At 64.8% G+C, this 25,726-nt stretch carries 27 protein-coding genes and 3 tRNA genes; 11 read left to right on the plus strand and 19 right to left on the minus strand.

All coding sequences use genetic code 11. From position 1 onward, the window contains the following. Positions 1-17: 17 nt before the first annotated feature. The 4 genes from H6955_04195 to H6955_04210 form a co-directional block, all read right to left on the minus strand. On the minus strand, positions 18-494 hold the full coding sequence (locus H6955_04195; GenBank protein ID MCP5312732.1) for a hypothetical protein: 477 nt from the start codon (positions 492-494) through the stop codon (positions 18-20). Then, positions 491-1,543, minus strand: coding sequence for a c-type cytochrome (locus H6955_04200; GenBank protein ID MCP5312733.1), 1,053 nt, complete (start codon positions 1,541-1,543; stop codon positions 491-493). Before H6955_04200 ends, H6955_04195 begins: the two co-directional genes overlap by 4 nt. A gap of 118 nt (positions 1,544-1,661) precedes the next feature. Next, the gene (gene parE / locus H6955_04205; protein ID MCP5312734.1) at positions 1,662-3,548 is read right to left on the minus strand and encodes a DNA topoisomerase IV subunit B; all 1,887 of its coding nucleotides are present in this window, start codon (positions 3,546-3,548) and stop codon (positions 1,662-1,664) included. A 27-nt stretch (positions 3,549-3,575) separates the two neighbouring features. Next, positions 3,576-4,184, minus strand: a complete 609-nt coding sequence (locus tag H6955_04210; GenBank protein MCP5312735.1) for a hypothetical protein — start codon at positions 4,182-4,184, stop codon at positions 3,576-3,578. A gap of 100 nt (positions 4,185-4,284) precedes the next feature. Here H6955_04210 and H6955_04215 point away from each other — a divergent pair, with 100 nt between their 5' ends. The 3 genes from H6955_04215 (at position 4,285) to H6955_04225 (ending at position 6,420) form a co-directional block, all read left to right on the plus strand. Further along, complete coding sequence (locus H6955_04215) at positions 4,285-4,524, plus strand: exodeoxyribonuclease VII small subunit (GenBank protein ID MCP5312736.1); 240 nt, start codon at positions 4,285-4,287, stop codon at positions 4,522-4,524. Further along, a complete protein-coding gene (ispA, locus tag H6955_04220; protein MCP5312737.1) occupies positions 4,514-5,416 on the plus strand; it encodes a (2E,6E)-farnesyl diphosphate synthase in 903 nt (300 codons plus the stop codon). Before H6955_04215 ends, ispA begins: the two co-directional genes overlap by 11 nt. Positions 5,417-5,592: 176 nt before the next feature. After that, on the plus strand, positions 5,593-6,420 hold the full coding sequence (locus tag H6955_04225; GenBank protein MCP5312738.1) for a GTP cyclohydrolase I FolE2: 828 nt from the start codon (positions 5,593-5,595) through the stop codon (positions 6,418-6,420). Positions 6,421-6,459: 39 nt separating this feature from the next. On the opposite strand, the gene H6955_04230 is transcribed toward H6955_04225, so the two are convergent. Genes H6955_04230 through ribB form a run of 6 tightly spaced genes read right to left on the minus strand, consistent with a single transcriptional unit; the run spans position 6,460 to position 10,622 of the window. Next, positions 6,460-7,107, minus strand: a complete 648-nt coding sequence (locus tag H6955_04230) for a TIGR02281 family clan AA aspartic protease (protein ID MCP5312739.1) — start codon at positions 7,105-7,107, stop codon at positions 6,460-6,462. A gap of 15 nt (positions 7,108-7,122) precedes the next feature. Further along, positions 7,123-7,674 carry a phosphatidylglycerophosphatase A gene (locus H6955_04235; GenBank protein ID MCP5312740.1) on the minus strand — a complete coding sequence of 184 codons (552 nt, stop codon included), beginning with the start codon at positions 7,672-7,674 and terminating at the stop codon, positions 7,123-7,125. Further along, positions 7,592-8,548, minus strand: a complete 957-nt coding sequence (gene thiL / locus H6955_04240; GenBank protein MCP5312741.1) for a thiamine-phosphate kinase — start codon at positions 8,546-8,548, stop codon at positions 7,592-7,594. Before thiL ends, H6955_04235 begins: the two co-directional genes overlap by 83 nt. Positions 8,549-8,560: 12 nt before the next feature. After that, entirely contained in the window at positions 8,561-8,989 is a 429-nt protein-coding gene (nusB, locus tag H6955_04245; GenBank protein ID MCP5312742.1) for a transcription antitermination factor NusB, read from the minus strand. 12 nt (positions 8,990-9,001) lie between these two features. Further along, positions 9,002-9,469 carry a 6,7-dimethyl-8-ribityllumazine synthase gene (gene ribE / locus H6955_04250; GenBank protein ID MCP5312743.1) on the minus strand — a complete coding sequence of 156 codons (468 nt, stop codon included), beginning with the start codon at positions 9,467-9,469 and terminating at the stop codon, positions 9,002-9,004. A gap of 34 nt (positions 9,470-9,503) precedes the next feature. Next, on the minus strand, positions 9,504-10,622 hold the full coding sequence (gene ribB / locus H6955_04255) for a 3,4-dihydroxy-2-butanone-4-phosphate synthase (protein ID MCP5312744.1): 1,119 nt from the start codon (positions 10,620-10,622) through the stop codon (positions 9,504-9,506). Positions 10,623-10,688: 66 nt separating this feature from the next. Between ribB and H6955_04260 the strand changes: the two genes are divergently transcribed. Continuing rightward, positions 10,689-11,333: a class II aldolase/adducin family protein gene (locus tag H6955_04260; protein ID MCP5312745.1), complete on the plus strand. Its 645-nt coding sequence runs from the start codon at positions 10,689-10,691 to the stop codon at positions 11,331-11,333. Further along, on the plus strand, positions 11,326-12,258 hold the full coding sequence (locus H6955_04265; GenBank protein MCP5312746.1) for a patatin-like phospholipase family protein: 933 nt from the start codon (positions 11,326-11,328) through the stop codon (positions 12,256-12,258). The genes H6955_04260 and H6955_04265 overlap by 8 nt, the downstream gene beginning before the upstream one ends. Positions 12,259-12,270: 12 nt before the next feature. Here H6955_04265 and H6955_04270 read toward each other — a convergent pair whose 3' ends face one another. Then, positions 12,271-12,933: a riboflavin synthase gene (locus H6955_04270; GenBank protein MCP5312747.1), complete on the minus strand. Its 663-nt coding sequence runs from the start codon at positions 12,931-12,933 to the stop codon at positions 12,271-12,273. A gap of 126 nt (positions 12,934-13,059) precedes the next feature. Here H6955_04270 and H6955_04275 point away from each other — a divergent pair, with 126 nt between their 5' ends. Next, positions 13,060-15,087: a methyl-accepting chemotaxis protein gene (locus tag H6955_04275; GenBank protein ID MCP5312748.1), complete on the plus strand. Its 2,028-nt coding sequence runs from the start codon at positions 13,060-13,062 to the stop codon at positions 15,085-15,087. Here the strand turns inward: H6955_04275 and ribD are convergent. The 6 genes from ribD to H6955_04305 form a co-directional block, all read right to left on the minus strand. Continuing rightward, positions 15,068-16,180, minus strand: a complete 1,113-nt coding sequence (gene ribD / locus H6955_04280; protein ID MCP5312749.1) for a bifunctional diaminohydroxyphosphoribosylaminopyrimidine deaminase/5-amino-6-(5-phosphoribosylamino)uracil reductase RibD — start codon at positions 16,178-16,180, stop codon at positions 15,068-15,070. The two genes, H6955_04275 and ribD, sit on opposite strands and share 20 nt — an antisense overlap. Before the next feature lie 91 nt (positions 16,181-16,271). Beyond that, a complete protein-coding gene (gene nrdR, locus H6955_04285; GenBank protein MCP5312750.1) occupies positions 16,272-16,775 on the minus strand; it encodes a transcriptional repressor NrdR in 504 nt (167 codons plus the stop codon). Between the two features lie 143 nt (positions 16,776-16,918). After that, entirely contained in the window at positions 16,919-18,172 is a 1,254-nt protein-coding gene (locus tag H6955_04290) for a serine hydroxymethyltransferase (GenBank protein ID MCP5312751.1), read from the minus strand. Between the two features lie 206 nt (positions 18,173-18,378). Beyond that, positions 18,379-18,454 (minus strand) — tRNA-His (locus H6955_04295). 75 nt (positions 18,455-18,529) lie between these two features. Next, positions 18,530-18,606, minus strand: a tRNA-Arg gene (locus tag H6955_04300). Between the two features lie 24 nt (positions 18,607-18,630). Beyond that, positions 18,631-18,707, minus strand: a tRNA-Pro gene (locus tag H6955_04305). Between the two features lie 122 nt (positions 18,708-18,829). Between H6955_04305 and folD the strand changes: the two genes are divergently transcribed. Continuing rightward, the gene (gene folD, locus H6955_04310; GenBank protein MCP5312752.1) at positions 18,830-19,705 is read left to right on the plus strand and encodes a bifunctional methylenetetrahydrofolate dehydrogenase/methenyltetrahydrofolate cyclohydrolase FolD; all 876 of its coding nucleotides are present in this window, start codon (positions 18,830-18,832) and stop codon (positions 19,703-19,705) included. Here folD and H6955_04315 read toward each other — a convergent pair. Then, positions 19,690-20,436, minus strand: a complete 747-nt coding sequence (locus H6955_04315) for a GGDEF domain-containing protein (GenBank protein ID MCP5312753.1) — start codon at positions 20,434-20,436, stop codon at positions 19,690-19,692. The genes folD and H6955_04315 overlap by 16 nt on opposite strands. 134 nt (positions 20,437-20,570) lie before the next feature. Here H6955_04315 and ettA point away from each other — a divergent pair, with 134 nt between their 5' ends. Both ettA and H6955_04325 read left to right on the plus strand, forming a co-directional pair. Then, positions 20,571-22,238, plus strand: a complete 1,668-nt coding sequence (ettA, locus tag H6955_04320) for an energy-dependent translational throttle protein EttA (protein ID MCP5312754.1) — start codon at positions 20,571-20,573, stop codon at positions 22,236-22,238. Between the two features lie 101 nt (positions 22,239-22,339). Next, positions 22,340-23,827, plus strand: coding sequence for a hypothetical protein (locus tag H6955_04325; GenBank protein ID MCP5312755.1), 1,488 nt, complete (start codon positions 22,340-22,342; stop codon positions 23,825-23,827). Between the two features lie 64 nt (positions 23,828-23,891). Here H6955_04325 and H6955_04330 read toward each other — a convergent pair whose 3' ends face one another. Next, positions 23,892-24,212 (minus strand): sulfur globule protein CV1, encoded by a 321-nt coding sequence (locus H6955_04330; GenBank protein ID MCP5312756.1) that lies wholly within the window; start codon positions 24,210-24,212, stop codon positions 23,892-23,894. Between the two features lie 154 nt (positions 24,213-24,366). Here H6955_04330 and H6955_04335 point away from each other — a divergent pair, with 154 nt between their 5' ends. Then, on the plus strand, positions 24,367-25,224 hold the full coding sequence (locus tag H6955_04335) for an ATP-binding protein (GenBank protein ID MCP5312757.1): 858 nt from the start codon (positions 24,367-24,369) through the stop codon (positions 25,222-25,224). Next, the gene (locus H6955_04340) at positions 25,217-25,690 is read left to right on the plus strand and encodes a GNAT family N-acetyltransferase (GenBank protein MCP5312758.1); all 474 of its coding nucleotides are present in this window, start codon (positions 25,217-25,219) and stop codon (positions 25,688-25,690) included. The genes H6955_04335 and H6955_04340 overlap by 8 nt, the downstream gene beginning before the upstream one ends. The last annotated feature ends 36 nt before the right edge of the window (positions 25,691-25,726 follow it).

Here is a 25,726-nt window from a genome sequence, read left to right on the forward strand (position 1 = left end):
CACCGAACGGCATGGCGTCAGCCGGCGGCCAGCCGCTTCCCGGTCGCCCGACGTATATCGTCGAGGATACTGATCAGGTCGCTGTGCCAGCGGTCCAGCTGAATCTGCACCTCTTCATCGGCGTAGAACGGCGAGAGCGCGCGCGGGTTGAGGACCGCGAGCAGGGTCTCGTCCTTTTCCGCGATCACCGCGATCTTCAGCGGCACGTAGGAGACCAATTCGGGATACCGTTCCGAGATTTTGCGCACCTCGTCCACCTTGCCGAAGAACACCACGCGGTAGAAGTCGGATTTGTAACCGAAGTCCGCCATGCCGCCGTCGCACAGCTGGATATGGGCAACCGAATACCCGTGTTCCTCGACGCTGGTCTTCACATACTCCAGGACGATCTCCGCGCGCATGGGAATCCTGCCCATCAGCATGTTTTCGGCGGCGGCTACAGTCGTCAGCAGCCACAGCAATGCGAGCAATCCGGCTTTCGCGAATCGGCTCATAGCGTCACCTCGTCGATGATCGAGACGAAGGTCTCTTCCATACGGTCCCAGAGCTCAACCAGCTCGTCGTTGTTGAACCAACGCGACACGACACGCAGATTCGGCACCACCAACACGACCTGGCCGTCGGCACGTTCCATGATCGTGATCCGGCACGGCAGAACGATTCCGAGACGCGGCTCGATCTTGAGCATGCCGTACAGTACGTTGAAATTGCAGAAGCGCACGCCGACCTGCCGCGTATTGACGCTGAACTCGTCGATCAGGCCCTGCTCCAACAGCCGGTCGGGAAAAATGCGGAAGTTCGCCCCGGTCAAGGCCGCCTTGACGTTGTTGACCGTGGTCTCGAAGTCGTAGGGCGAATCGTAGAGATGCGCCGGCCGTTCCTCGGGGTCGATCGGCGCGCGTTCCTTAGCATGCCGCTCGAAACTGCGGACATAGGCGACGACATCATTGACTTCCTGCGGACTCAGTTTGCCCTGACCGAATGCGGGCATGCCGGACGATTTCCGCCCCACCTCGACCACCCGATGCATCATCTGATCCGACACCGAGGCGAGAAAGCCTTCGTTCGAGATGGACGCGGGCATCACCAGGAATCCGCGTTCCCGCGATTCGGTGACGCCGGTCCCCTTGCCCTCGCCACTGCCGTCCTCCGCATGGCACTTCTGGCAATGCTCGGCATACACCGCCGCGCCGCGGGTCACATCACCGACCACCGGTTCATCGCTGTAGGTCGGTTCCGTGGTCCCCGAGCGTTGGCGCAGAAAGCGCACGATCGCACCGACCTGGGCATCGCTGATCCGCTGGAACGCCGGCATCACGCGTCCCGGTCTGCCCAGACGGATCGTCTTGTGCAGATAGTCGTCGGTGACATCGGCCAGTTTGACATTCGGCAACGGCAGCCCGATGCCGCCCTGGCCTTCCATCTGGTGGCAGGCGCTGCAGTGCTCGATGTACAACTCACGTCCGTCGGGCGCAGCCTGCACCGCGCCGCCGAATACCGACGCGCCGACGATCACGAGCCGCAGAGCAAATCGCAAGTTCATAGTCCAAATCCCGCCAGCGAATTCATGCTGCGTCGCAATATTAGCGAATTCTGATGCATTTTGCTAAACCCGGGTCACGCTTCTGGCGCGGACGGTGAACGTCCGCGACATCGGTCGCTCAGGAGACTTCGGCCAGATCGCCCCGGTCCTGAAGCCAGGCTTTGCGATCCGCCGCCCTTTTTTTCGCCAGCAGCATATCCATCACCTGGTTGGTGTCGTCGCCGGGTTCGATGGTCAACTGCACCAGGCGACGGGTGTCCGGGTGAATCGTGGTCTCGCGCAGCTGCAGCGGATTCATCTCGCCGAGCCCCTTGAAACGCTGAATGCCGACCTTGCCTTTGAGCTTGTCGGCAGCGATCCGGTCGAGAATGCCCTGCCGCTCATGTTCGTCGAGCGCATAGAAAACCCGCTTGCCGACATCGATGCGAAACAGCGGCGGCATTGCCACGTAGACGTGGCCCTGTGCGACCAAGGCGCGGAAATGTCGCACGAACAGCGCGCACAACAGCGTCGCGATATGTGCGCCGTCGGAATCCGCGTCCGCGAGGATGCAGATCTTGCCGAAGCGCAGTTTCGAAAGATCGTCGCTGCCCGGCTCGACACCGATCGCGACCGAGATATCGTGAACCTCCTGGGAAGCCAGCACCTCGCCGGAATCGACCTCCCAGGTGTTCAGGATCTTGCCCCGCAGCGGCATGATCGCCTGGAAATTGCGGTCGCGGGCCTGCTTGGCGGATCCACCGGCGGAGTCACCCTCGACCAGGAACAACTCAGTACGCGAGGGATCGTCCGAGAGGCAGTCGGCGAGCTTGCCCGGTAACGCCGGCCCCTGGGTGACCTTCTTGCGCACCACCTTGCGTCCGGCACGCTGGCGCGCCTGCGCCGCGTTGATGGCCAGATCGGCGATGCGCTCACCGATATCGGTATGCTGGTTGAGCCACAGTCCAAACGCGTCCTTGACCACGCCGGCGACGAACGGTGCGCACTCCCGGGACGACAGGCGCTCCTTGGTCTGACCCGAGAACTGTGGATCACGCAACTTCACGGACAGCACGTAGCTGACGTTGGCCCATACGTCGTCCGGCGCCAGTTTGATGCCACGCGGCAACAGGTTGCGGAACTCGCAGAACTCACGAACCGCCTCGGTGAGGCCGGTGCGCAGACCATTGACGTGCGTCCCACCCTGCGGGGTCGGAATCAGGTTCACATAGCTCTCTGTGAGCGTCTCTCCGCCTTCCGGCAACCATGCGAGCGCCCAGTCGGCGGCCTCGTCATTGCCGGTGCTGCTACCGACGAACGGCGCCTCGGGCAGGCAACTCAGGCCGTGCAGCGCTTCGGCGAGATAATCGGACAGGCCGTCTGCAAAACACCATTCATCGTGCTCCGACTCGCCCTCCCGAAAGAAGCGGATCAGCAGTCCCGGGCACAGCACCGCTTTCGCGCGCAACAGATGGCGCAATTCGCGGACACTGAACTTGGGTGAATCGAAATACTTGGGATCGGGCCAGAAATGCAGACGGGTGCCGGTGTTGTTGCGGCCCACCTTGCCGACTTCCTCGAGGTCGGAGACCTTGTCACCATGTGCGAATGCCATGTTGTATTCGGCGCCGTCGCGTTTCACCCAGACCTCCAGGTGCTGAGACAGCGCGTTCACCACGGAAACGCCCACGCCGTGCAATCCGCCGGAGAACTGATAGCTGCGGCTCGAGAACTTGCCACCCGCGTGCAACTTGGTGAGGATCACTTCGACCCCTGGTATGCCCTGTTGCGGATGGATGTCTACCGGCATGCCACGCCCATCGTCGCTGACCTCCAGCGAGCCGTCCTTGTACAGCGTGACTTCGATCTTCTTCGCATACCCGGCAAGCGCCTCATCGACACTGTTGTCGATCACCTCCTGGGCGAGATGGTTCGGACGCGAGGTATCGGTATACATGCCCGGACGCTTGCGTACCGGCTCAAGCCCGCTCAATACCTCTATCGCGGAAGCGTCATAGGCGCTCATTGTCGGTTCCCTTCAGGTTTTGGCGCGTCACTCGGACATGAAATGTTCGCGCTGGAACTCGCCGGTCATCGCGTTGCGGATCTGGTCGGCGTCGCGTGTACCACGGATTCCGCAGAAATAATCGCTCAGCAGTTCCGCACGGTAGGCGGTCTGGCCAATCTCGCGAACTGCGAGCCAGCGCGGCCGCCTCGCCTTGCTGACCGGCGGATCCCGCCGCGGGTTGGCATAGGCATACACCTTGTATTCGCGCGTCTCGCAACGGAAACCCTCGAAGGTCGCACTCTCGGCGCCGGCCTCGCTGTGCAACCAGAGCCAGACGCGCACGACGCGGTCGCGTGGATCCACCGATATGCGCGAACGGTCGATCAGCAACTCGAAGCCGGGCGGCAGCGCATCGACATTGAGCGCGTAAAGGTTTTCCTTTTTCGGCAGGGCCAGGACCTCGGATTCGTTTTCTATCCAAGGAATGTCGTTGCTGTCGTCGTACTGGTACTCGCCACGCTCCACCTCGTCGCGGTAATCGTGATAAGGATCGACCACCACGTCGCGCGCGACACTCGCGCCGGCGAACACCACGGCGGCCAGGATCGGCAGCCACGACAGCACAGCCTGCAGGCGTTTATTTCGGAATTGCATGGGCGCGCAGTGTACCGCGGGCGCCGTCAGCTCTGCATCCGCCGGGTTTACCTCGGGTGACCGCGTGCGGTAGCTTTAGCCACCCCACCGGAATCGCCGCATGAGCAAAAAGAAGACCGTATCACCCTCTTTCGAAGAATCGCTCGCCGAACTCGAGGCGCTGGTCGAGCGCATGGAAGGCGGCGAGCTCAGTCTCGAGGATTCGCTCAGCGCATTCGAACGCGGTATCGCGCTGACGCGCAGCTGCCAACAGGCCCTGCAGGCCGCCGAACAAAAGGTCGAGATCCTGACCGCGCAGAATCCCGACGCGCCCACCGAGCCGTTCGAAAATGACGCTTGATCCTGGTTTTCAGGTATTTCTCGGCGATTGCCGCACACGTGTCGAGCGCGCGCTCGACCAATGGTTGCCGGCGGCATCGATGCAGCCGCAAGAGCTGCACAGCGCGATGCGTTATGCCACGCTGGGTGACGGCAAGCGGGTCCGGCCGGTATTGGTGTATGCCGCCGGACAGGCGCTGGGCGTCAAACCCGATTGTCTGGATGGCGCCGCCTGTGCGGTCGAGCTGATCCATGCCTATTCGCTGGTGCACGACGACCTGCCGGCGATGGACGACGACGACCTGCGGCGCGGTCGGCCGACCTGCCACAGGGCATACGACGAGGCGACCGCGATCCTGGCGGGCGACGCGCTACAGACCCTGGCGTTTCGCGTGCTGTGCGAGGATGACGGTCTGTGTATCGACCGCGCCGATCGCCTGCGGATGATCGCGGAGCTGGCGCATGCCAGCGGATCGCGGGGAATGGCCGGCGGTCAGGCCCTGGACATCGCCGCGACCGGCCGCGAGATCGACCTGGCGCAGCTCGAGAACCTGCATATCCACAAGACCGGGGCGCTGATCCTGGCCAGCGTGCGCCTGGGCGCGCTCGCTGCCGGGGCCGCCAATGACCCGCGGGCACCGGGCCTCGAACGCTACGCGAAGTGCATCGGACTGGCCTTCCAGGTGCGCGACGACGTACTCGACGTCGAGGGCGAAACCGAGACCCTCGGCAAGACCCGTGGCAAGGACGCGGCCGCCGACAAGGCGACCTATCCGGCCCTGATCGGCCTGGACGCGGCACGCGAGATGGCCCAGCGGCTGATCGAAGAGGCGCTCGACAACATTGCCATGTTCGACGACGCGGCGAATCCGCTGCGCCAGCTGGCGCACTACATTGTCGGGCGCCAGCGTTGATTTCCCACGACTTTTCCGCCCCCCTCCGCACAAACCGATAGCGCGCATTCACTGCTTACGGCGATAATAGGCGGCTCCGCCTTAGACTTTGCGGTGTTTTGTAGCCCTGTACGGGGCGGATATAATCTTGAGCAAATCAGTCAACTAAAGGCGCGGGCGCCGCCCGCAGTAAGCACATGACCGTAGCAATACCGAAGCCGACCAGCGGCCCCGAGATCGAAGACGTGCAGGGCAGCGCCGATACCCGGCGCATCGCGATCAACAAGGTCGGCATCAAGGACATCCGTCACCCGGTTCGGGTCCAGGATCGCAGCGAGGGCGAGCAGCACACGATCGCCACCTTCAGCATGTACGTGTTCCTGCCGCACAATTTCAAGGGCACGCACATGTCGCGCTTCGTCGAGATCCTGAACAGCCACGAGCGCGAGATCTCGGTCGAATCGTTCAAGGACATGCTGAACGAGATGGTCGAGCGACTGGAGTCGGAGCGTGGCCACATCGAGATGGATTTCCCCTACTTCGTCAACAAACGCGCGCCGATCTCCGGGGTCGAGAGCCTGCTGGACTACCAGGTGACCCTGATCGGCGAGGTGCGCAACAGCGAGCCGCAGATGTTCATCCGGGTCGTGGTGCCGACCACCAGCCTGTGCCCCTGTTCGAAGTCCATATCCGACCGCGGCGCCCATAACCAACGGTCACATGTGACGCTGACGGTACGCACCTGCGATTTCGTCTGGATCGAGGAGTTGATAGAGCTGGTCGAACAGGAGGCCTCGTGTGAGCTGTTCGGGCTGCTCAAGCGGCCGGACGAGAAGTACGTCACCGAACGCGCGTACGACAACCCCAAGTTCGTCGAGGACGTGGTACGCGATGTCGCCGCACGGCTGAACGCCGACGACCGGATCTGTGCCTACACGGTGGAGGCGGAGAACTTCGAGTCGATCCACAATCATTCCGCCTACGCGCTGATCGAGCACGACAAAGAGGCGGAAGCACCCGCCTAGCGGAACAGGCCGCCGCGCGACGGCATGGCGCCGGCGGACTCAGTACTTACTGCGCAGGATCAGCAGGTTTTCGCGCTGATCCATCTCGAACTGTGACAACACGTTCATGCCCAGCAGCGGAAACTGCGGGCTCGCGCCCTCGATCACCACGGCGGTCACGTCGTTCAATCGCACGCCGTTCACCGAGATGCTGTCCAGCTTCAGACGGTGACCCACCGCCCGGCCTGACGCTGTCGCGACATTGATCGGCACACCGTCGATCCGGTGCGTGATGCCGAGGCGGCCCGCGTCCACCTCGCTCAATGCAATGCTGGTGGCGCCGGTATCGACCAGGAAACGTACCGGTTGACCGTTGATCAGTCCGTCGACGAAATAGCCGCCGTGGCCTCCCTTGAGGATGCGTATCTCACGTCGCTCGGTGGCGGCATAGCTGGCGTTGACCGTCGATCCGAGGCGCATCTCGCGGCGCTCCCCGTCGATCTCCACGACGGCGCGGTGCGCATCCGCACTGACCAGCAACACCCCGCCCGGCCCACGCGCACCGGAAGCCAGCACCTTGCGCTTGCCGTCGATCTCGAGCATCGCCTTGCCGGGAAACAGCGCCAGCACCTTGACCGCAGGCGCGGCCATTGCGCCACCGACGCACAGCATCAGGAACGCGCTCACCATGCCCTTGATGTGCCTCATCCTCATCCCTCCGGTTCAGCTCCAGTACGCGACCGCTTGCAGGACCAGCGCCGCGAAGACACCGGCCACGAGATCGTCGAGCATAATCCCAAGCCCGCCGGCGACGCGCCGGTCCAGCCAGTTGATCGGCCAGGGTTTCCAGATATCAAACAAGCGAAACAACACGAATCCGAACAGAACCCAGATCCAGCCGGTCGGCGCGGCGAGCATGGTCAACAGGTAGCCGGCGATCTCGTCCCAGACGATGCCGGGGTGGTCGTGGACGCCGAGGTCGCGCGCCGCCCGGCCGCACAACCAGATGCCCAGCACGACGATGACCGCGAGCATCAGGCCATAGACCGGCAGTGGCAGCAGCGACAACGGCAGGTAGACCCCGACCGCGAGCAGGGTCCCCATGGTGCCCGGCGCGAACGGCGAACAACCCGCGCCGAAGCCGAACGCCAGAAGGTGCACGGGATTGCCGATGTCCGGCTTGGGGAGCGATTCAGGTGAGGAAATGGTCGAAGCCACGCGGCTGCTCCCTGGTCTGACGCCCGTCCGGATGAACCAGCGTGATGCCCGGTTCATCGACCAGGCGGCCGATTTCTTGCACCTCGTGTCCGGCGGCGATCAACTCGGCACACACACCGTCGGCATCGGACGGCGCGACGCTGAACAGCAGCTCGTAGTCGTCGCCGCCGCTCAACGGGCCTTCCCAGCCGCGCTGCGCGACGTCCGCCGAGACCGCGGGCGACAGCGGCAAACGGGCGAGCTCCACCACCGCACCAATGCTGCTGGAGGCGCAGATATGGCCGAGATCGGCAAGCAGCCCGTCGGAGATGTCGATCGCTGCCGCCGCCCGGCCGCGCAACGCCCGTCCCAGTGCGACGCGCGGCATCGGCCGGTCGAGGCGTTGGCGTAACGCATCCGCCAGATGCTCGCCCCGCTGCTGCCGCGACAGCGCGAGCGCGGCGTCACCGAGCGTGCCGCTGACGAACAGCCGTTGTCCAGCCCGGCCCGCATCGCGTCGTAGCGCGGCCTGGGCCTCGATGAACCCGTGCACCTGGACGGTGATGCTCAGCGGCCCGCGCGTCGTGTCCCCGCCGATCAGCTGTACTGCGTGTGCCGTGGCGAGCGCTGCGAAACCGGCCATGAACGCGGACAACCAATCAGCGTCCACCTCCGGCAAGGTCAATGCAAGGCTGGCCCAGGCCGGCTGCGCGCCGACCGCAGCGAGGTCGCTCAGGTTCACCGCGAGCGCCTTGTGGCCCAATGCCTCGGGATCGGCATCCCGCGCGAAGTGACGACCAGCGACCAGGGTATCCATGGTCACCGCAAGGCACTGGTCGGGCGGTGGACTCAACAATGCACAATCGTCACCGATGCCGAGCAGCACATCGGCGCGTTCAGGCGTGGACCTGGAAAAATAGCGCCGGATGAGGTCGAACTCTGAGACGGGCACGGCGCGGTGCTGTCAGCGGCGGGCCGACGTCTCCAGCGGCCGCAACGCGCGTGCCGCCTTGTCGAGCACGCCGTTCACGTATCGATGACCCTGCTCGGCGCCAAAGGTCTTCGCCAGCTCCACGGCCTCGTTGATCACGACGCGGTACGGTATCTCCGGATGCTCGAGGAGTTCGTAGGCGCCCAGGCGCAGAATGGCGCGTTCGACCGGATCCACCGATTCGAGTGCGCGATCGACCCAGGGTGCCAGCGCCGAGTCGAGTTCGCCGATGCGTGCCGGGACACCGCGCACCAGCTCGCTGAAATAGTCACCGTCGAATTTTTTTGCATCCTGCTCCAGCAGGAAATGCTCGATGATGGCACCGACGTCCTGGCCGGCCATCTGCCACTGGTACAACGCCTGGATTGCCAGGCTGCGCGAACGACTGCGTTGCCGGCTCACCGCTGCATTACCTCACAACGCACGCAGCAGGTTGACCATTTCGATCGCGCTTGCCGCGGCCTCACCACCCTTGTTGCCGGCCTTGGTCCCGGCGCGTTCGATCGCCTGCTCGATGGTGTCCACGGTCAGCACGCCGAACGCGATCGGTACGCCATGTTTCAGCGTGACCTGCGCCATCCCCTTGACACACTCCCCGGCAACGTACTCGAAGTGCGGCGTGCCGCCACGAATCACCGCGCCCAACGCGACGATCGCGTCGTAGTCGCCTTTGGCAGCGATCTTGTCGAGTACCAGAGGCATCTCGAACGCGCCCGGCAGGCGTACCACGGTGATGTCGGCATCGCGCGTCCCGTGACGCTTCAGGGTGTCGATCGCACCGGCCTCGAGGCTGTCGACGACAAAGCTGTTCCAGCGCGCGACGACAACGCAGAAACGTGCGTTGGAGACGGTCAGACCGCCCTCGATTGTCTTGATGCTCATGCAGATTTCCTCTTGATATCTTCTGCCGGCCGGTTCAGTCGGTGCTGACGAACTCGACCACTTCCAATTCGAAGCCGGCCAGCGCGTGCAGATGCTTGGGCGCGCTCATCACCCGCATCTGACGGACGCCGAGGTCCGACAGGATCTGTGCGCCGACACCGATGGTGCGCAGGTCGTCGTCGCTGCCCTTCTGCTTGCGCTCCGGGATCGTGTCCTCGACGCCGTGCCATTTGTAGTCCTGGATGCGCTGGACAATGTCGCGTGCGGTATCGTAATTGCGCAGCACGACGATCACCCCTTCGCCCTCAGCGGAAACCTGGTCCATGACCCGCCGCAGCGGCCAGCCACAATCACGCGTGCCCTCGAACAGATCGCACAGCGAGTTCTGAACGTGCACGCGCACCAGCGTGGGCCTTTCCGGACTGATCTCGCCCTTGACCAGCGCCAGGTGCATCTCGTTGCCGATCACGTCCTGATACGCGACCAACTGGAAATCCCCGTGCTGTGTCGTCAGGTTGCACGAGGTGACACGCTCGACGGTCTTTTCGTTCTTGATCCGGTACTGGATCAGATCGGCGATGGTCCCGATCTTCAGGTCATGCTGGGCGGCAAACACCTCGAGGTCCGGCCGCCGCGCCATGCTGCCATCCTCGTTGAGGATCTCGACGATCACCGCGCTGGGAGAGAATCCGGCCAGACGCGCGAGGTCGCAACCCGCCTCGGTGTGGCCGGCGCGGACCAGCACCCCGCCCGGCTGGGCCATCAGCGGAAAGATGTGCCCCGGTTGTACAAGGTCCTGCGGCTGCGCGTCGGGCTTCACGGCGGCCAGCACCGTCGTCGCGCGATCGGCTGCCGAGATGCCGGTCGTCACCCCTTCGGCGGCCTCGATCGAAACGGTGAAATTGGTCGACTCGAGCTGATTGTCGGTATTGACCATCAGCGGCAGGCGCAACTGGCGGCAGCGCTCCTTGGTCAGCGTCAGACAGATCAGCCCGCGGCCGTACTTGGCCATGAAATTGATCGCGTGCGGTGATGTCGCCTCGGCGGCGATGATCAGATCGCCCTCGTTTTCGCGATCCTCGTCATCCATGATGATGACCATGCGGCCCTGGCGCAGGTCTTCGATGATTTCTTCTGTCGAGTTGAGTTCCATGCTGATGCAACGGATGTGGCAAACGGTACAGTTTACCAGTCCTCGCCCGGGGGAGAGAATGCCCAGATGACCGAAATCGAAGGCGTCATCAAATATCGGCTCGACTACCGACCCGGCGATCTGCCGGGCGGGGTCGATCTGCGCGCCCTTCAGGACTGGTTTTCGCGCTGCCGGGCGTACGGCCTGATCGGCCGCGACCCCCAGCGCTACCAGGGTCTGGCATTCGGCAACATCAGCCAGCGTGCCGCAACGGGTTTTGTGATCTCCGGCACCCAGACCGGCGCCCTGGACGCCCTTCGCGCCGATCAACTGGCGTGGGTCAAGACGTTAGATCCGGACCGCAATACCCTCAGCGCGACCGGTCCGGCACGGCCCTCGTCAGAGGCGATGACCCATGGACAGGTGTACCGGGCGCTGCGGTCGGTGGGCGCAGTGATCCACGCGCACTCACCGGCGATCTGGCGGCACGCGGACGCGCTGGGCATACCGAAGACCGCGGAGTCGGCGGCCTACGGCACCCCCGAAATGGCCGCCGAGGTGACCCGGCTGCTGGACGCCGTCCCCACGGCCGACCATGGACTGTTCGCCATGGGTGGCCACGAGGACGGGGTGGTCGCTTTTGCCCGGGACATGGCGAGCGCCGGCCGATTGCTGCTGGCCACCGAGGACCGCGCGCGCCGCCTCGCCAATCGGCGGAACATACATGCCTGAGCAGCACACACAGTCCGCTCCCCGATCGGTGTCGTTGGTGCTGGGCGGCGGCGGCGCACGCGGCCTGGCCCACATCGGCGTCGTGCGCGTGCTCGAACGTCACGGCTGGAAGATCGGATCGATCGCCGGCAGTTCGATCGGCGCCCTGATCGGCGGCTTCTACGCGGCCGGCAAACTCGACGATTACGCCGAATGGGTACAGGCGCTGACCGAGTTCAACGTGTTGCGCTATTTCGACATCGCCTGGGGCGGAGCCGGTCTGCTCAAGGGGGAGATGCTGATGCAGACCCTGCAGGCATTCGTCGGCAAACACCGCATCGAAGACCTGCCGATCCCGCTGACCATCGTCGCCACCGACGTATTGAATCGCAAGGAGGTATGGCTGCGGCGCGGTGACCTGTTCGACGCGATCCGTGCCTCGATCGCCGTACCCACCGTATTCACCCCGCACCGGGTGAACGGTCGACCCCTGCTCGACGGTGGCATCCTGAATCCTGTGCCGATCGCACCGACACTGCACGACGCCACCGATACGATCATCGCGGTCAGCCTGTCGGGCGTGCCGAGCCGGGTCGGCGGCAGAAGCCGCCGCCACGTCGAGCAGCAGGCGGAACAAAAACCGCGCGGCCGCTATCAACAGAAAATCGATGCATTCATCGACCAACTGCAGACACGCCTCGGCCTCAGCAATGGTCAAACTGCGGAAGAACCCAACCTGTCGATCACCGACGCGGCACTGTTGTCGCTGGACGCGATGCAGGCGACCATCGCCCGCTGCATGCTCGCCGCCTATCCACCCGACCTGCTGATCGAGATCCCGATCAATACCTGCGGGGCGCACGAATTCTATCGCGCGAGCGAAGTGATCCAGGCGGGCGAGTACTGGGCCGAACAGGCGATTCAGCGGTTTGCCGGGCGCGGCTGAGCGAACTGCGAATCAGCGGCGAACCAGTCCGACGCGTTCCAGCAGCGCGAGGTCGAGCGTGCCTCCATCCGCACTGGCCGCATCGTCGCCGAGCACCAGGCGTTCGAGATAGCGCGCGATCAGATCCACTTCGAGATTCACCTGACGACCCACGTCGTAACCATCGATGATGGTCTCGTGCAGCGTGTGCGGGACGATGTTGAGTTCGAAGCGTCGACCCTGCACCGCATTCACCGTCAGACTGGTGCCGTCGACGGTGATCGACCCCTTGTGCGCGATGTAACGCGCCAACGCCTGCGGCGCTTCGATCGCGAAACGTACCGACCGCGCATCGTCGTGACGTTCGACGACCTGCCCAAGTCCATCGACATGGCCGGAGACCATATGGCCGCCGAGCCGTGACGCCAGGGTCAACGCCTTTTCCAGGTTGACCCGTGACCCCGGCGCCAACTGGCCGAGACTGGTCAGCGACAGGGTCTCGCGCGACACGTCGGCGGCAAAACCGTCGCCGGGCAGCTGCACGACGGTCAGGCAGACCCCGTTGACGGCAATGCTGTCGCCCAGCGCCACATCGGCGAGGTCGAGCTTGCCGGTGCGCAGGCGCAGCCTGATGTCCCCGCCGCGCGGCTCCAGCACCGCGACCTCGCCTATTGCCTCGATGATCCCCGTGAACATGCAGGCTTCCCGTTACGAATGTGATAAATCCTTATTTTACCGGTTAAGCACGACGGCTGGCTCAGGTTTCGCAACGCCGGGCCGATGCGGTTGGGCATAGCGATCTACGGGAACGGAGTCGTGGTAATGCTCAAGGTTGGTGCAAGAATCGGTGTCGGGTACCTGTCGATGGCGGTACTGATGATCGCCATCGGCCTGGCCGGCCTGCTGTCGGCGGAACGGATCAGCGATGCGCTCGCCCGGATCTCCGGTCCGGTGGACGCCACGGTGACGGCGGTCGACAGCGCGATACGCGGGTCCTTGACGCAGATGATCGGCGTCGACATGGCACTCGCCGGACGCACCGCGAAGGCCACCGAAAATATCGACGCAGGTCGCAGCCTGGCGACCAAGGCGTTCGACGACCTGCGCAGTGCGGGCCTGGTACCGCTCGACCAGCTCGAACAGATGCAGCGCAAGATGGCCGCGTTCGACGAAGTGCGCCAGTCGTTGATCGCGCTTCACAACGACTTTGCGCTCCGCTATGCCGCCTTACTGCAGACCATCAACGACACCAAGGACCTGCTGCTGACGATCGAGGAACGCGCCAGCCAGGCGCTGGTCAACCTGGAATGGAACGCCAGCACCACGGCGGCCGAAGACACCGATGCCACCAGTACCGAGGAATGGGCGATCGTCGGGGCGACCTCGGATGCGCGCCTGGCCTTGATGACCCGCCTTTTCGATTTCCGCCAGTTGCAGGATGACCCGGAGAATAGTGACCTGCTGCGCGCGGCCGCGACCAGCCTCGGCGACCTCGAGGTCTATATCGACCAACTCGCCGAGTCGGATTCACTGAAAGGGCGTACGGTCAACAAGGGACCCTTCGCCGGACAGACGTTCGACAGCGCGCTCAAGACCTTGCTGCAGGACAACAGGGCGCGCTTCGACGGCGCCCTGCACACACACATCGCAGTACGCGACATGCGTCAGCACTACAGCGATGTCGCAGAGGCACTGATGGCCGATGCACGCCGCATCGAGGACGCCAGCCGCGGGATCGTGGCCGATCAACTGACCGAAAGTGCGCAGATCCGCAACTCTGCCGTCAAATGGGTTTCCGGGCTGTTCGTGATCGGACTGCTGACGGCACTCGTGGCCTATCTGCTCAGCATCCGCACCATCGCACGGCCACTGCGCGAGGTCGCCGGACGCATGTTCGAGATTGCACGCGGCGATGGCGATCTGACCGCACGCCTCGAGTTCAAGGGACGCGACGAGATCGGCCAGGTCGCCACCTCGTTCAACGAGTTTGTCGCAAAGATACGCAATACCCTCGGCGAGGTCCGGTCGGCGGTACAGCAGCTGTCCCAGGCGTCGGAGGCGGTAAACGGGCTCAGCCACGCAAACCTCGAACGCTCGCGCCGACAGCAGGGGGAAACGGCACAGATCGCCGCGGCCACCCAGCAGATGACACACACCGCTTCGCAGGTCGTCGACGCCGCCAAACACGGCCTGAACAACGCCAACCAGGCGCACCAGGAGGCCAATGCCGGGCACGGCACCGTCGACGATACGCTGCAGGCGATCCGCACGCTCGGTGCGCAGGTCGAGTCGGCTGCCGCGACGATCCGGTCGCTGGAGCAGGAGAGCGATGCGATCGGCAAGGTGATCGACGTCATCGAGGGCATCGCCGAGCAGACCAACCTGCTGGCCCTGAACGCGGCGATCGAGGCCGCCCGGGCGGGAGAACACGGCCGCGGCTTTTCGGTCGTGGCCGACGAGGTCCGCACGCTCGCGACGCGCACCCAGCAGTCTACAACCGAGATCCTACGAATGGTGGAACGACTCCAGCATCAGGCGGGCGCGGCGGCCAAATCCATGGCGGCCAGCAGCGCGATGGCCAGTGACACGGTCCAACGCGGCGAGCGCACCGGCGCATCGTTCGGCAACATCGTCGGTGCGGTAGCGGGTATCCAGGAGACCAACCAGCAGATCGAACGCGCCGCATCGGAGCAGTTCGCGGTCGCGGAGGACATCTCGCAGAGCCTGGTGCGAATCAACAACGACGGCGAGGCGCTGGTCGCTGACAACGACAAGCTCAGCGCGTCGGCCGGCAGCCTGACCGCGTTGTCGCAACAACTCGCAGGGTTGGTCAATCAGTTCCGGACCTGACCCGGGGCAGCAGTGTCAGGCGCAGGTCTGCGCCCACCCGGCGAACATCGTGCAGCGCCAATTCGATGCGCTGCTGCATGGTTTCGAGACCGGGCAGATCGACCAGGCCACGTGCCGCATGCCCCATCAGATGCGGTGCCAGATAGACGATCAACTCGTCGACCAATCCCGCCTCGATGAACCGCCCGGCCAACGTCGGACCGCTCTCCACCAGCAATTCGTTGACGCCGCGCGCGGCGAGCGCCTGCAACAGGCGCTGCAGATCGATCCGCCCGCCAAGCTGCGGCAGGCGAACGACCTCGGCGCCGACCGCGCGCAGTTCCTGCTCGGACTCCTGCGCGGCGCCATCGCCGCATACCACCAGGGTGTCGCCGGGCAGATGCAGCAGGCGGGCACGTGGGGGCGTGCGCAGACGGGTATCCACGACCACACGCAGCGGCTGCCGCAGGTCGGCGTCCGACTCGACCCCCGGCAACGACTCGCTACCGAGGCGCACATTCAGCGAGGGATCATCGGCCAACAGCGTGCCGATGCCCGTCACGATCGCGCTGCTGCGCGCGCGCAACAGCTGCACGTCGTGGCGCGCGGCATCCCCGGTGATCCACTTGCTCTCGCCACTGGCCATCGCAGTGCGACCGTCCAGGCTCATCGCCAGTTTGCAGCGCACCAGGGGCCGGTTGTCGCGCATGCGCCGCAGGAAACCGGGATTGAGTGCCTGGGCATCCCCGGCGAGCAACCCCACCCGGGTCTCGATACCGGCGGCACGCAGCAAAGCCAGTCCACCGCCGGCCACCAGCGGATTCGGATCGGCGATCGCCGCGACGACCCGCGCCACACCGGCTTCGACCAACGCCTCCGCGCACGGCGGCGTACGGCCATGGTGCGCGCAAGGCTCGAGCGTGACATAGGCCGTCGCACCCTGAGCCGCAGCGCCTGCCGCCTGCAAAGCGATGCGTTCCGCATGCGCCTGCCCCGCTTTGCGGTGCCAGCCCTCGCCGACGACCTCGCCATCGCGCACCAGTACGCAGCCCACGCAGGGGTTGGGGTCCGTGGTGTAACGACCGCGCTCGGCCAGGCGCAGCGCACGTGCCATGAACCGGTGATCGGCGGCGTCGAACTCAGTCTGCATCGGGGATCGGGGGCCGGCGTCGGCTTGGCGCGACGGGATACGCGTCGTCGGTCATCTAGTTGTCTTCGTCGAGCAGATCGAGCTGCTGACGACGCGCCTCCGGTGTCAGTTGGCGCTCCAGTTTCTCGATCTCCTCGCGGAACGCATTGACGTCCTCGAACTGGCGGTACACCGATGCAAACCGGACATAGGCGACCTGATCGAGCTTCTGCAACTCGTCCATCACCAGTTCGCCGATCTTGCGCGACGAAACCTCGCCCTCGCCGCCCGCCATCAGCCGGCGGGTGATGTGGTTGATCGCGGCATCGATCATCTCGGTCGATACCGGACGTTTCTCCAGTGCCCGTTCGATGCCGGCACGCAGTTTGCGGCCGTCGAAGTTCACCCTTCGGCCGTCGCTCTTGACGACCCGCGGCAGGTTCAGCTCGGCCGTCTCGTAGGTCGTGAAACGCTCCTTGCAGACCATGCACTCACGACGTCGCCTGACCTGATCGCCGTCACCGTGGAGGCGCGAGTCGACGACCTTGGTATCCTGGGCGCCGCAGAATGGACAGCGCATGGATCAGCCCCCCCGGGCGCGGTGCGCACCACGCCGGCTGAATCGGAAGCAGGCAACGCGACCGCCGGGGCCGCCTACCTGCTGAACAGACGAGATTCGCCGCACAATGCCGTCCCAAGTGACCTGCCTGCCCGCAGCTCCCGTTATTTATAGACCGGATTCCTGGCGCAGACGTCCAGCACCTTGGCCCGGATGCCCTCGATCACCGCGGTATCACCGCGCGCATCGATCACGTCGCACATCCAGCCGGCCAGATCGGCGCACATCTGCTGATCGAAACCGCGGGTCGTGACCGCCGGAGTGCCGACCCGTATGCCGGACGTCACGAACGGTGACTGCGGGTCGTTGGGCACGGCGTTTTTGTTCACCGTGATGTTCGCGGCACCGAGCCAGGCGTCGACATCCTTGCCGGTCAGTCCCGCCTCGATGAAACTGACCAGGAACAGATGGTCGTCGGTCCCCTTGGACACGACGTCGTAGCCGCGCGCCATGAACACCTGGGCCATCGTCTGGGCATTCCTGACAACCTGCTTCTGATACTCCACAAATGCCGGCTCCATCGCCTCCTTGAATGCGACCGCCTTGGCGGCAATCACGTGCATCAGCGGTCCGCCCTGGCCACCGGGGAACACCGCGGAATTGAGCTTCTTCTCGATCTCCTCGTTGGCCTTCGCCAGGATCAGACCGGCACGTGGTCCGCGCAGCGTCTTGTGGGTCGTGGTCGTCGTGACATCGGCGATCTGCACCGGATTCGGATAGACGCCCGCAGCGACAAGGCCGGCGACATGGGCCATGTCGACGAACAGATAGGCACCGACCGCGTCGGCGATGTCGCGAAAACGCTGCCAGTCGACGATCCGTGAGTAGGCGGAGAAACCGGCCACGACCATCTTCGGCTTGTGCTCGTGCGCCAGCCGTTCCACCTCGTCGTAATCAATCTCGCCCGTGTCCGGGTTCAGGCCGTACTGCACCGCGTGATAGATCTTTCCGGAGAAATTCGGCTTCGCACCGTGGGTGAGATGCCCGCCATGCGCCAGGCTCATTCCCAGTACGGTATCACCCGGCTGGCACAGTGCCATGTACACCGCGGAGTTGGCCTGCGATCCGGAGTGCGGCTGCACGTTCGCATAGTCGGCACCGAACAGCTGCTTGGCGCGCTCGATCGCCAGCTGCTCGGCCTTGTCGACGTACTCGCAGCCGCCGTAGTAGCGCTTTGCCGGGTAACCCTCGGCGTACTTGTTGGTCAGCACCGAACCCTGCGCCTGCATCACCCGCGGGCTGGTGTAGTTCTCGGAGGCAATCAGCTCGATATGCTCCTCCTGGCGCCGCTCCTCCGCCTGGATGGCGGCGAACAGCTCGTCATCGTAACCCTCGATACGCATCTCTTTGCTGAACATCAGCCACCTCTGAACGCCTGGAAATACAAATGCAAACGGCCCCTGTTCGGGGCCGCCGGCCGGGACAGCCTGAAAGGCCCCGGAAAAGACTGGGAAGTCTGCTGGACGCGCGTGTCAGCGTCAAGCCGCCAGCGCGCTGCCGGACGGACCCCCGAAACGAAAAAAGGACAAGTGGCGCGCTTCGGCCACTTGTCCTTTTGCGAATATGGGGTGGACGATGGGGCTCGAACCCACGACCACTGGTGCCACAAACCAGGGCTCTACCGACTGAGCTACGTCCACCATTGCGACCGGTTCAACACCACGTCGATGCCCAGTACCGATCCGACTGGACCTCGTCTCGCCCCGCGGCGGATTTGGCGCCCCGAGGAGGATTCGAACCCCCGACCTACGGATTAGAAGTCCGTTGCTCTATCCAACTGAGCTATCGGGGCCGAACTCAGAAATCTTCCCGCATTTGGTCGGGGTAGAGAGATTCGAACTCCCGACATCCTGCTCCCAAAGCAGGCGCGCTACCAGACTGCGCTATACCCCGGTACAGTTTCCGCCAATTTGCGAAGGCGCTGAATGATACGTGGCGCGATCAATTCGGTCAATTAACCCCGGCGGTTTTGCTATCATCGCCGCTCGCCGCACGGCCAGCACTCCAGGAATCCCATGAGCGCACAGATCCTCGATGGCAAGGCGATCGCCGCCGAACTCCGTAACACCATAAAAGACCGGGTCGACGCGCGGCTCGCCGCGGGACAGCGCCCGCCCGGGCTGGTGGTCGTACTGGTGGGCGAGAATCCCGCGTCGCAGGTCTACGTGCGCAACAAACAGAACGCCTGCCGGCAGGTCGGTTTCCATTCCGAGCTGTTGCAGCTCCCCGCCGAGACCCGGCAGGAAGAGCTATTGGCGCTGATCGACCGCCTGAACGCGCGCGACGACGTCGACGGTATCCTGGTGCAGCTGCCGCTGCCCGACCAGATCGACGCGGAAGCGGTCACCGAACGCATTCTGCCCAGCAAGGACGTCGACGGCTTCCACCCGTACAACATCGGCCGACTGGTACTTCGCCAACCCCTGTTGCGGCCCTGCACCCCCAAGGGCGTGATGACGATGCTTGCGCATACCGGTATCGACCTGGTCGGCAAGGATGCGGTGATCATCGGTCAATCGAATATCGTCGGCCGGCCCATGTTCCTCGAGCTGTTGATGGCGCGCTGCACGGTGACGATCTGCCACAGCAAGACCAGGGATCTGCCGGACAAGGCGCGCTCAGCCGATATCCTGGTCGTCGCGGTCGGTGTCGCAGAACTCGTCAAGGCGGATTGGGTCAAGCCAGGGTCGATCGTGATCGACGTCGGGATGAACCGCCGCGAGGACGGCGGCCTGTGTGGCGACGTCGACACCGCAGCGGTCGCCGAGGTCGCGAGCTGGATCACGCCGGTCCCCGGCGGCGTCGGCCCCATGACGGTCGCCACCCTGCTGGAGAATACGCTGCTCGCGACGGAACTGCGCGACAGCGGTGGCGATCAGGCGACCACCTGACCGGGCACACTGCCGGCCGCAAGCTGTTGATTGCTGGTCGCCCTGTCGGTCAATTGCTCGACCGGCTCACCGAGCTTGCGCACTGCGATCCCCATATGCGTCGATACCTTGATCGCATCACCGCGCCAGTCCAGCTGTTCGCTGTGCAACAGGGTGCTCAACCGTCGGCAGAACGCCGCCGCCTGCTCGGCATCCTCGCAGTGCAGAAACACCGAGAACCCCTGTGCATCCGGCTCGACCGGAAGGTCACAGTCGCGCGTCTGGCTGGCGATATGCCGGCCGGCCGCCGCCAGGACCTTGTCGGCCGCCGCCGCGCCGTAACGCCGCCGCACGTCCTCGATCGAGTCCAGTCCCACCCGAACCAACGCCAGCTGGCTGCGGCCATTACGGTCGTCACGCGCCATCAGACGCGGCAGCGCCTCGTCGACATAGGCCGCGGTGAACAGGCCGCTGAGCGGGTCGCGCAGCGCCGACTGCGGCGCCTTGCGGCGCGATCGCCACGACAGCGAGACCGCCAATGCGACCGACAACGTCGCGAGGACCAGGGTGATCGGCGTCGCGATGGACTGGCCGATCGGTGCCGGACCGTAGATCGCTGACCCCGCGGCCTTGTCGGGCGAACCTGCGAACCACCCGCCGACCAGGTAGCCGACCAGGCCGATCCCGGCGAACGCCAGCAGGAGTGCAGGCCGGGAGACCGGCAGGGGGCGAGTAGCGGCGCGATTTTCCACTGTGAGGTCCTGTGAACGTCTCGGTCGGTTCACGACCGATGCCCGATCTAGCGGCGCGTGCGGCTTTTTCTAAACCTCTGGCAGTCTGTGTACAATCGCGGCCTCGCAAAACACGCAGCACCCGGCAGGCAGCAATGGCCCAGTACATTTTCACCATGAACCGCGTCAGCAAGATCGTGCCGCCGAAACGGCAGATCCTGCGCGATATCTCGTTGTCGTTCTTTCCGGGTGCCAAGATCGGCGTGCTCGGCCTGAACGGCTCGGGCAAGTCTTCGCTGTTGCGCATCATGGCCGGCGTCGACACCGAGATAGACGGCGAGGCCCGCCCGCAACCGGGCATCAACATCGGTTACCTGCCGCAGGAACCGCAGCTCGACGCGAGCAAGGACGTGCGCGGAAACGTCGAGGAGGCCCTGGGCCACATCAAGTCGGCGATGACCGAGCTCGACCAGGTGTACGCCGCCTATGCGGAACCGGACGCCGACTTCGACGCCCTGGCCAAACGTCAGGCGGAACTCGAAAACATCCTGCAGGCCAGCGACGGCCACAACCTCGAACGCCAGCTGGAGGTCGCCGCCGATGCACTGCGCCTGCCGCCCTGGGATGCCGATGTGAACACCCTGTCGGGCGGCGAACGCCGGCGAGTCGCGTTGTGCAAGTTGCTGCTGTCGAAACCGGACATGCTGCTGCTGGACGAACCGACCAACCACCTGGACGCCGAGTCGGTGGCCTGGCTGGAGCGCTTTCTGCACGACTATCCGGGCACCGTCGTCGCGGTCACCCACGACCGCTACTTCCTCGACAACGTCGCCGGCTGGATCCTGGAACTCGACCGCGGCCATGGGATCCCCTGGGAAGGCAACTACTCGTCGTGGCTGGAGCAGAAGGAGAACCGCCTCGAGCAGGAGCAGAAGCAGGAAGCGGCCCGTATCAAGGCGATGAAGGAAGAACTCGAGTGGGTGCGGCAGAACCCGAAGGGTCGCCAGGCCAAGAGCAAGGCGCGTCTGGCCCGTTTCGAGGAACTGCAAAGCAGCGACTTCCAAGCGCGCAACGAGACCAACGAGATCTATATCCCGCCCGGCGAACGCCTCGGCGACCTGGTGATCGAGGCCAACGCCCTGGTGAAGGGCTACGGCGAGCGCCTGCTGTACGACGGCCTCAGCTTCAACCTGCCGAAAGGCGGGATCGTCGGCGTGATCGGTCCGAACGGCGCCGGCAAGACCACGCTGTTCCGGCTGCTGACCGGCCAGGAGCAACCGGACGGCGGCGAACTGCGTGTCGGACCCACCGTGCAACTGGCGTACGTCGACCAGAGCCGCGATGCGCTCGACGGCAGCGAGACCGTGTGGGAGGAGATCTCCGACGGCCAGGAGATCATCACGGTCGGCAGGTTCCAGATGCCGTCGCGTGCCTACTGCTCGCGTTTCAACTTCCGTGGTTCGGATCAGCAGAAGAAAGTCGGCGACCTCTCGGGCGGCGAACGCAACCGCGTGCACCTGGCCAAGCTGCTCAAGTCCGGCGGTAATGTCCTGCTGCTCGACGAACCGACCAACGACCTCGACGTAGAGACGCTGCGCGCCCTCGAAGAGGCGCTGCTCGCGTTCCCGGGATGCGCCGTGGTGATCTCGCACGATCGTTGGTTCCTCGACCGCATCGCGACCCATATCCTGGCCTTCGAGGGCGACTCGCAGGTAGTCTGGTACGAAGGAAACTTCGCCGACTACGAAGAGGACAAGAAGCGCCGCCTCGGTGAAGACGCGGTCAATCCGCATCGGATCAAATACCGGCGAATCCACGCCTGAGCGCGTCGACGCGTCGGCATCCCACAAGAGCAGATCGCGCACCCTGGCGGTTCGAGCGACCGCCGCAGCCGCGCGGGATTGAATCAGTAAAGGAGGTTCCAGTGAGACCGTCTCGGCCGGCCTGGCTTTGGATCGTGCCGTGGCTGTTGGGCACCGGCTGTGTCGCGGCAACGGAACCATCCGCCGGGGACAGCGCGGATTGGCAGCCGCGATTCGTACCGCGCGGCGAGGTGCATGCACAGCAGCCCGGCAACCTGCATCTGGTCAGCGTGCTGGCGCCCGACGGCGCGCCCTACCCCGGCACCCAGTTCAGCGTGCTGCGCGAGGAGCCCGATGCGTTCGGCAAGACGCGGTTCCGCGTAATGGCCGCGTCCGGGCCACACGACCAGGCCGCATTCGACCTGGCCCCGGGGCGGTACACGGTGCAGGCGCGCAACGGCGCGGTGACCGTGGAGCACAAGGTCGAGATCCCCCCCACCGGCGGTCTCTCCGCTCAGGTGGTGCTGAATGCCGGCGAACTGCATCTGGGTGCCTTGCTGGCGCCCGACGGGCCGGCGGCCGCGGAGACCTGGTTCCGCGTGTCGCGCGACGAACTCGACGCCTACGGGCGCCAGACACGGGTGCAGATCGCAGGCAACGGCTATGCCCAGACGTCGAGTTTCGTCTTGCCGGCCGGCGTTTACACCGCCGAGGCCCGCTACGGCGATGCGCTGGTCGAGGCACAGGTAGAGGTCGCGGCCGGCCAGGTGGTGACCCGGGAACTGGTCCTGAATGCCGGGCGCCTGGATCTGAGCAGCGCGCTGACCGAGCACACCATCGCACCTCGACCGACGCACTATACGATCTATCGCATCGGAGACGCGGGTGAGGCGTTGCGCAGTGTGACCGATGCCGACGCCAGCGAGCCGATCGGTTTCGTATTGCCGGCCGGCCGCTATGTGGTGCGCGCCTCGGTCGATCTGGCATCGGTCGAGGTGCCGGTGACGATCGACGCCGGCGAGACGACGATGGCCGACCTGTCGCTGAACGCCGGCGAACTGCTGGTCTATGCGATCCTCGCCGGCGACACCGATCCCTTGCTGAACGCCTGGTTCATGATCGAAGCGGCCGACAGCCCACCTGGATCGCGAACGGGCGCGGACGAGGTGCGCGGACCGGCGCACAACGCGAGCTTTGTGGTACCGGCCGGCCGTTACCGGGTCAAGGCCGGGATCGGCGAGAGCGAAGGGACCGAGGAGGTGGTGATCGAGCCCGGCGGTCGGCACAGTCTTGCGATCAGCCTGGATGCGGCGCGCGTCGTCCTGCGCCTGTCGTCGCCATCGGACCCTGCGCCGATGCCGTACACCTGGTTCTCGGTATACCGGATCGAACGCGACGCACGGGGTGCCGAGTGGCGTCGGCGCGTCTACAACGCCGGCTACTTCCCGGAAACCGAGATCGTATTGCCGGCCGGCAACTACCTCGCAGTGGCGCGCAGTTACACGGGCCGCGGTGAACGGACGTTTCGGGTGGCCCCGGGCGAGACCCTGGAACTGGGGATCACCGCCGATACACCTGACCGTGAGGAGCTCGCGACGCGCGCCGATTGACGCGATGGCGCGGATCCGAGCAGCGACCTACCGGGCGCTACCGGTCCGCACGGCGGTCGCGTTGTCACTCCGCGGCCCGCGGCACCAGATCCGGCGGCATATAGCCATAGGGGGCGGCGTAGTACGGGATGTGACTGTTGTACCCGTAACCACTGCCATAGCCATTGCCGTAACCGTTGCCATAGCCACGCCCTTCGCCGCGGAATCGCGCGGTCATGTTGAAGTCGAACGTGAAATCGGCCTCGGCGTCCCCACTGCCGACCGTGTCGGCATATCCGTTGCCGTAGCCATTGCCGGCGCCGTAGTTCGAGCTGTCGTTCCAGCCCCAGAACGCGCTCGCCTGGGCCGAGGCGATCAGCGCCGCGATTGCGATTATTTTTTTCATGCTTAAATCCCCGAATCAGTTTGCCAGTGGCGACCGTCCAGGGGTCGCTGTCAGATGTTTCAAGTATATAAGCATTTACTAAAATTGCAACCCTTTTAGTGCGCCGCAGCATCGCGGCCGGCAGCCGTCATCAACATGGCAGCGAGATTGACAAATGACTGAACAAAAAGATTTTTTTTCCCGCGCCAACCGATTGCTCGAGCGTTGGGAGGCGCTCCAGGCAGGCCATGCGACTCCGCCCGATTGGGCGCATCAGGCATTCCGCTGGCGACACGACCACTACGGCATGCGGCTGCTCCCGGTCCGACATCCGCACCGCGTACAACTCGACGACCTGCTGTGCATCGACCGGCAAAAGGCCGAGGTGGTCCGCAACACGCTGCAGTTCGTGCAACGGCGGCCGGCAAACAACGTGCTGTTGTGGGGTGCGCGCGGGACCGGTAAATCAACCCTGATCAAGGCCGTCTTCAATGCGTTCGTCGAGCGCGGTCTGCGCCTGATCGAGGTCGAAAAAGAACACCTGGTGGACCTCGTGGAGATCGTGGATCTGCTCGAGGGACGCGAGGAACGCTTCCTGCTGTACTGTGACGACCTGTCGTTCGAGGCCGACGATGCCGGATACAAGGCACTCAAGGCGGTCCTCGAGGGTTCGATCGCCGCGCCGGCCGACAACGTGCTGATCTACGCGAGTTCGAACCGTCGCCACCTGCTGCCGGAGATGAAGGCGGAGAACCAGGACGTGCACCTCGTAGACGGCGAGATCCATCCGGGCGAGGCGATCGAGGAAAAAGTCTCGTTGTCGGAGCGCTTCGGACTGTGGCTGTCGTTCTACCCCTACACGCAGGACGACTACCTGACGATCGTCGAACACTGGTTGCAGAAACTCCACGCGGGTAGCTGCAGTGACGAGCAGATGCGGCTTGCGGCGCTGCGCTGGGCGGGCCAGCGCGGCTCGCGCAGCGGCCGGGTGGCCCGCCAGTTCGCGGTCGATCAGGCGGGGCGCCATGCCTGAGTCGCCACTCGTCGTGCGCCGGGTGGACTTCGCCGATCCGCACGACACCCGTGACTACCTCCATCTGCTGGATGCCTATGCGCGCGACCCGATGGGAGGCGGTGCGGCACTCAGCGACACCGTGCTCGAACGCCTGCCACGGGACCTGCGCCGGCATCCCGGGGCCTATTGCCTGATGGCCGAACAGGACGGGGAGGCGGTCGGATTCGCGACCTGTTTTCTGGGGTACTCGACGTTTCTCGCCCGGCCCCTGTTGAATATCCACGATATCGCGGTATTGCCCGAATGGCGCAGGCTCGGCGCCGCACGGCACCTGATCGCGGGTATCGAAACCCTGGCACGGGAACTCGACTGCTGTCGGATCACGCTCGAGGTCCGTGAAGACAACGCTGCCGCGCGCCGCCTTTACCAGGCCACCGGGTTCGAACCCGCCGAATGCAACCAGTTCATGCAAAAGCCGTTGTGAGCCGGTCGCAGACAAACAAACGCCCCGCATAGCGGG

This window comes from Chromatiaceae bacterium (assembly GCA_024235395.1).
GTDB lineage: Bacteria > Pseudomonadota > Gammaproteobacteria > Chromatiales > Chromatiaceae > Thiosocius.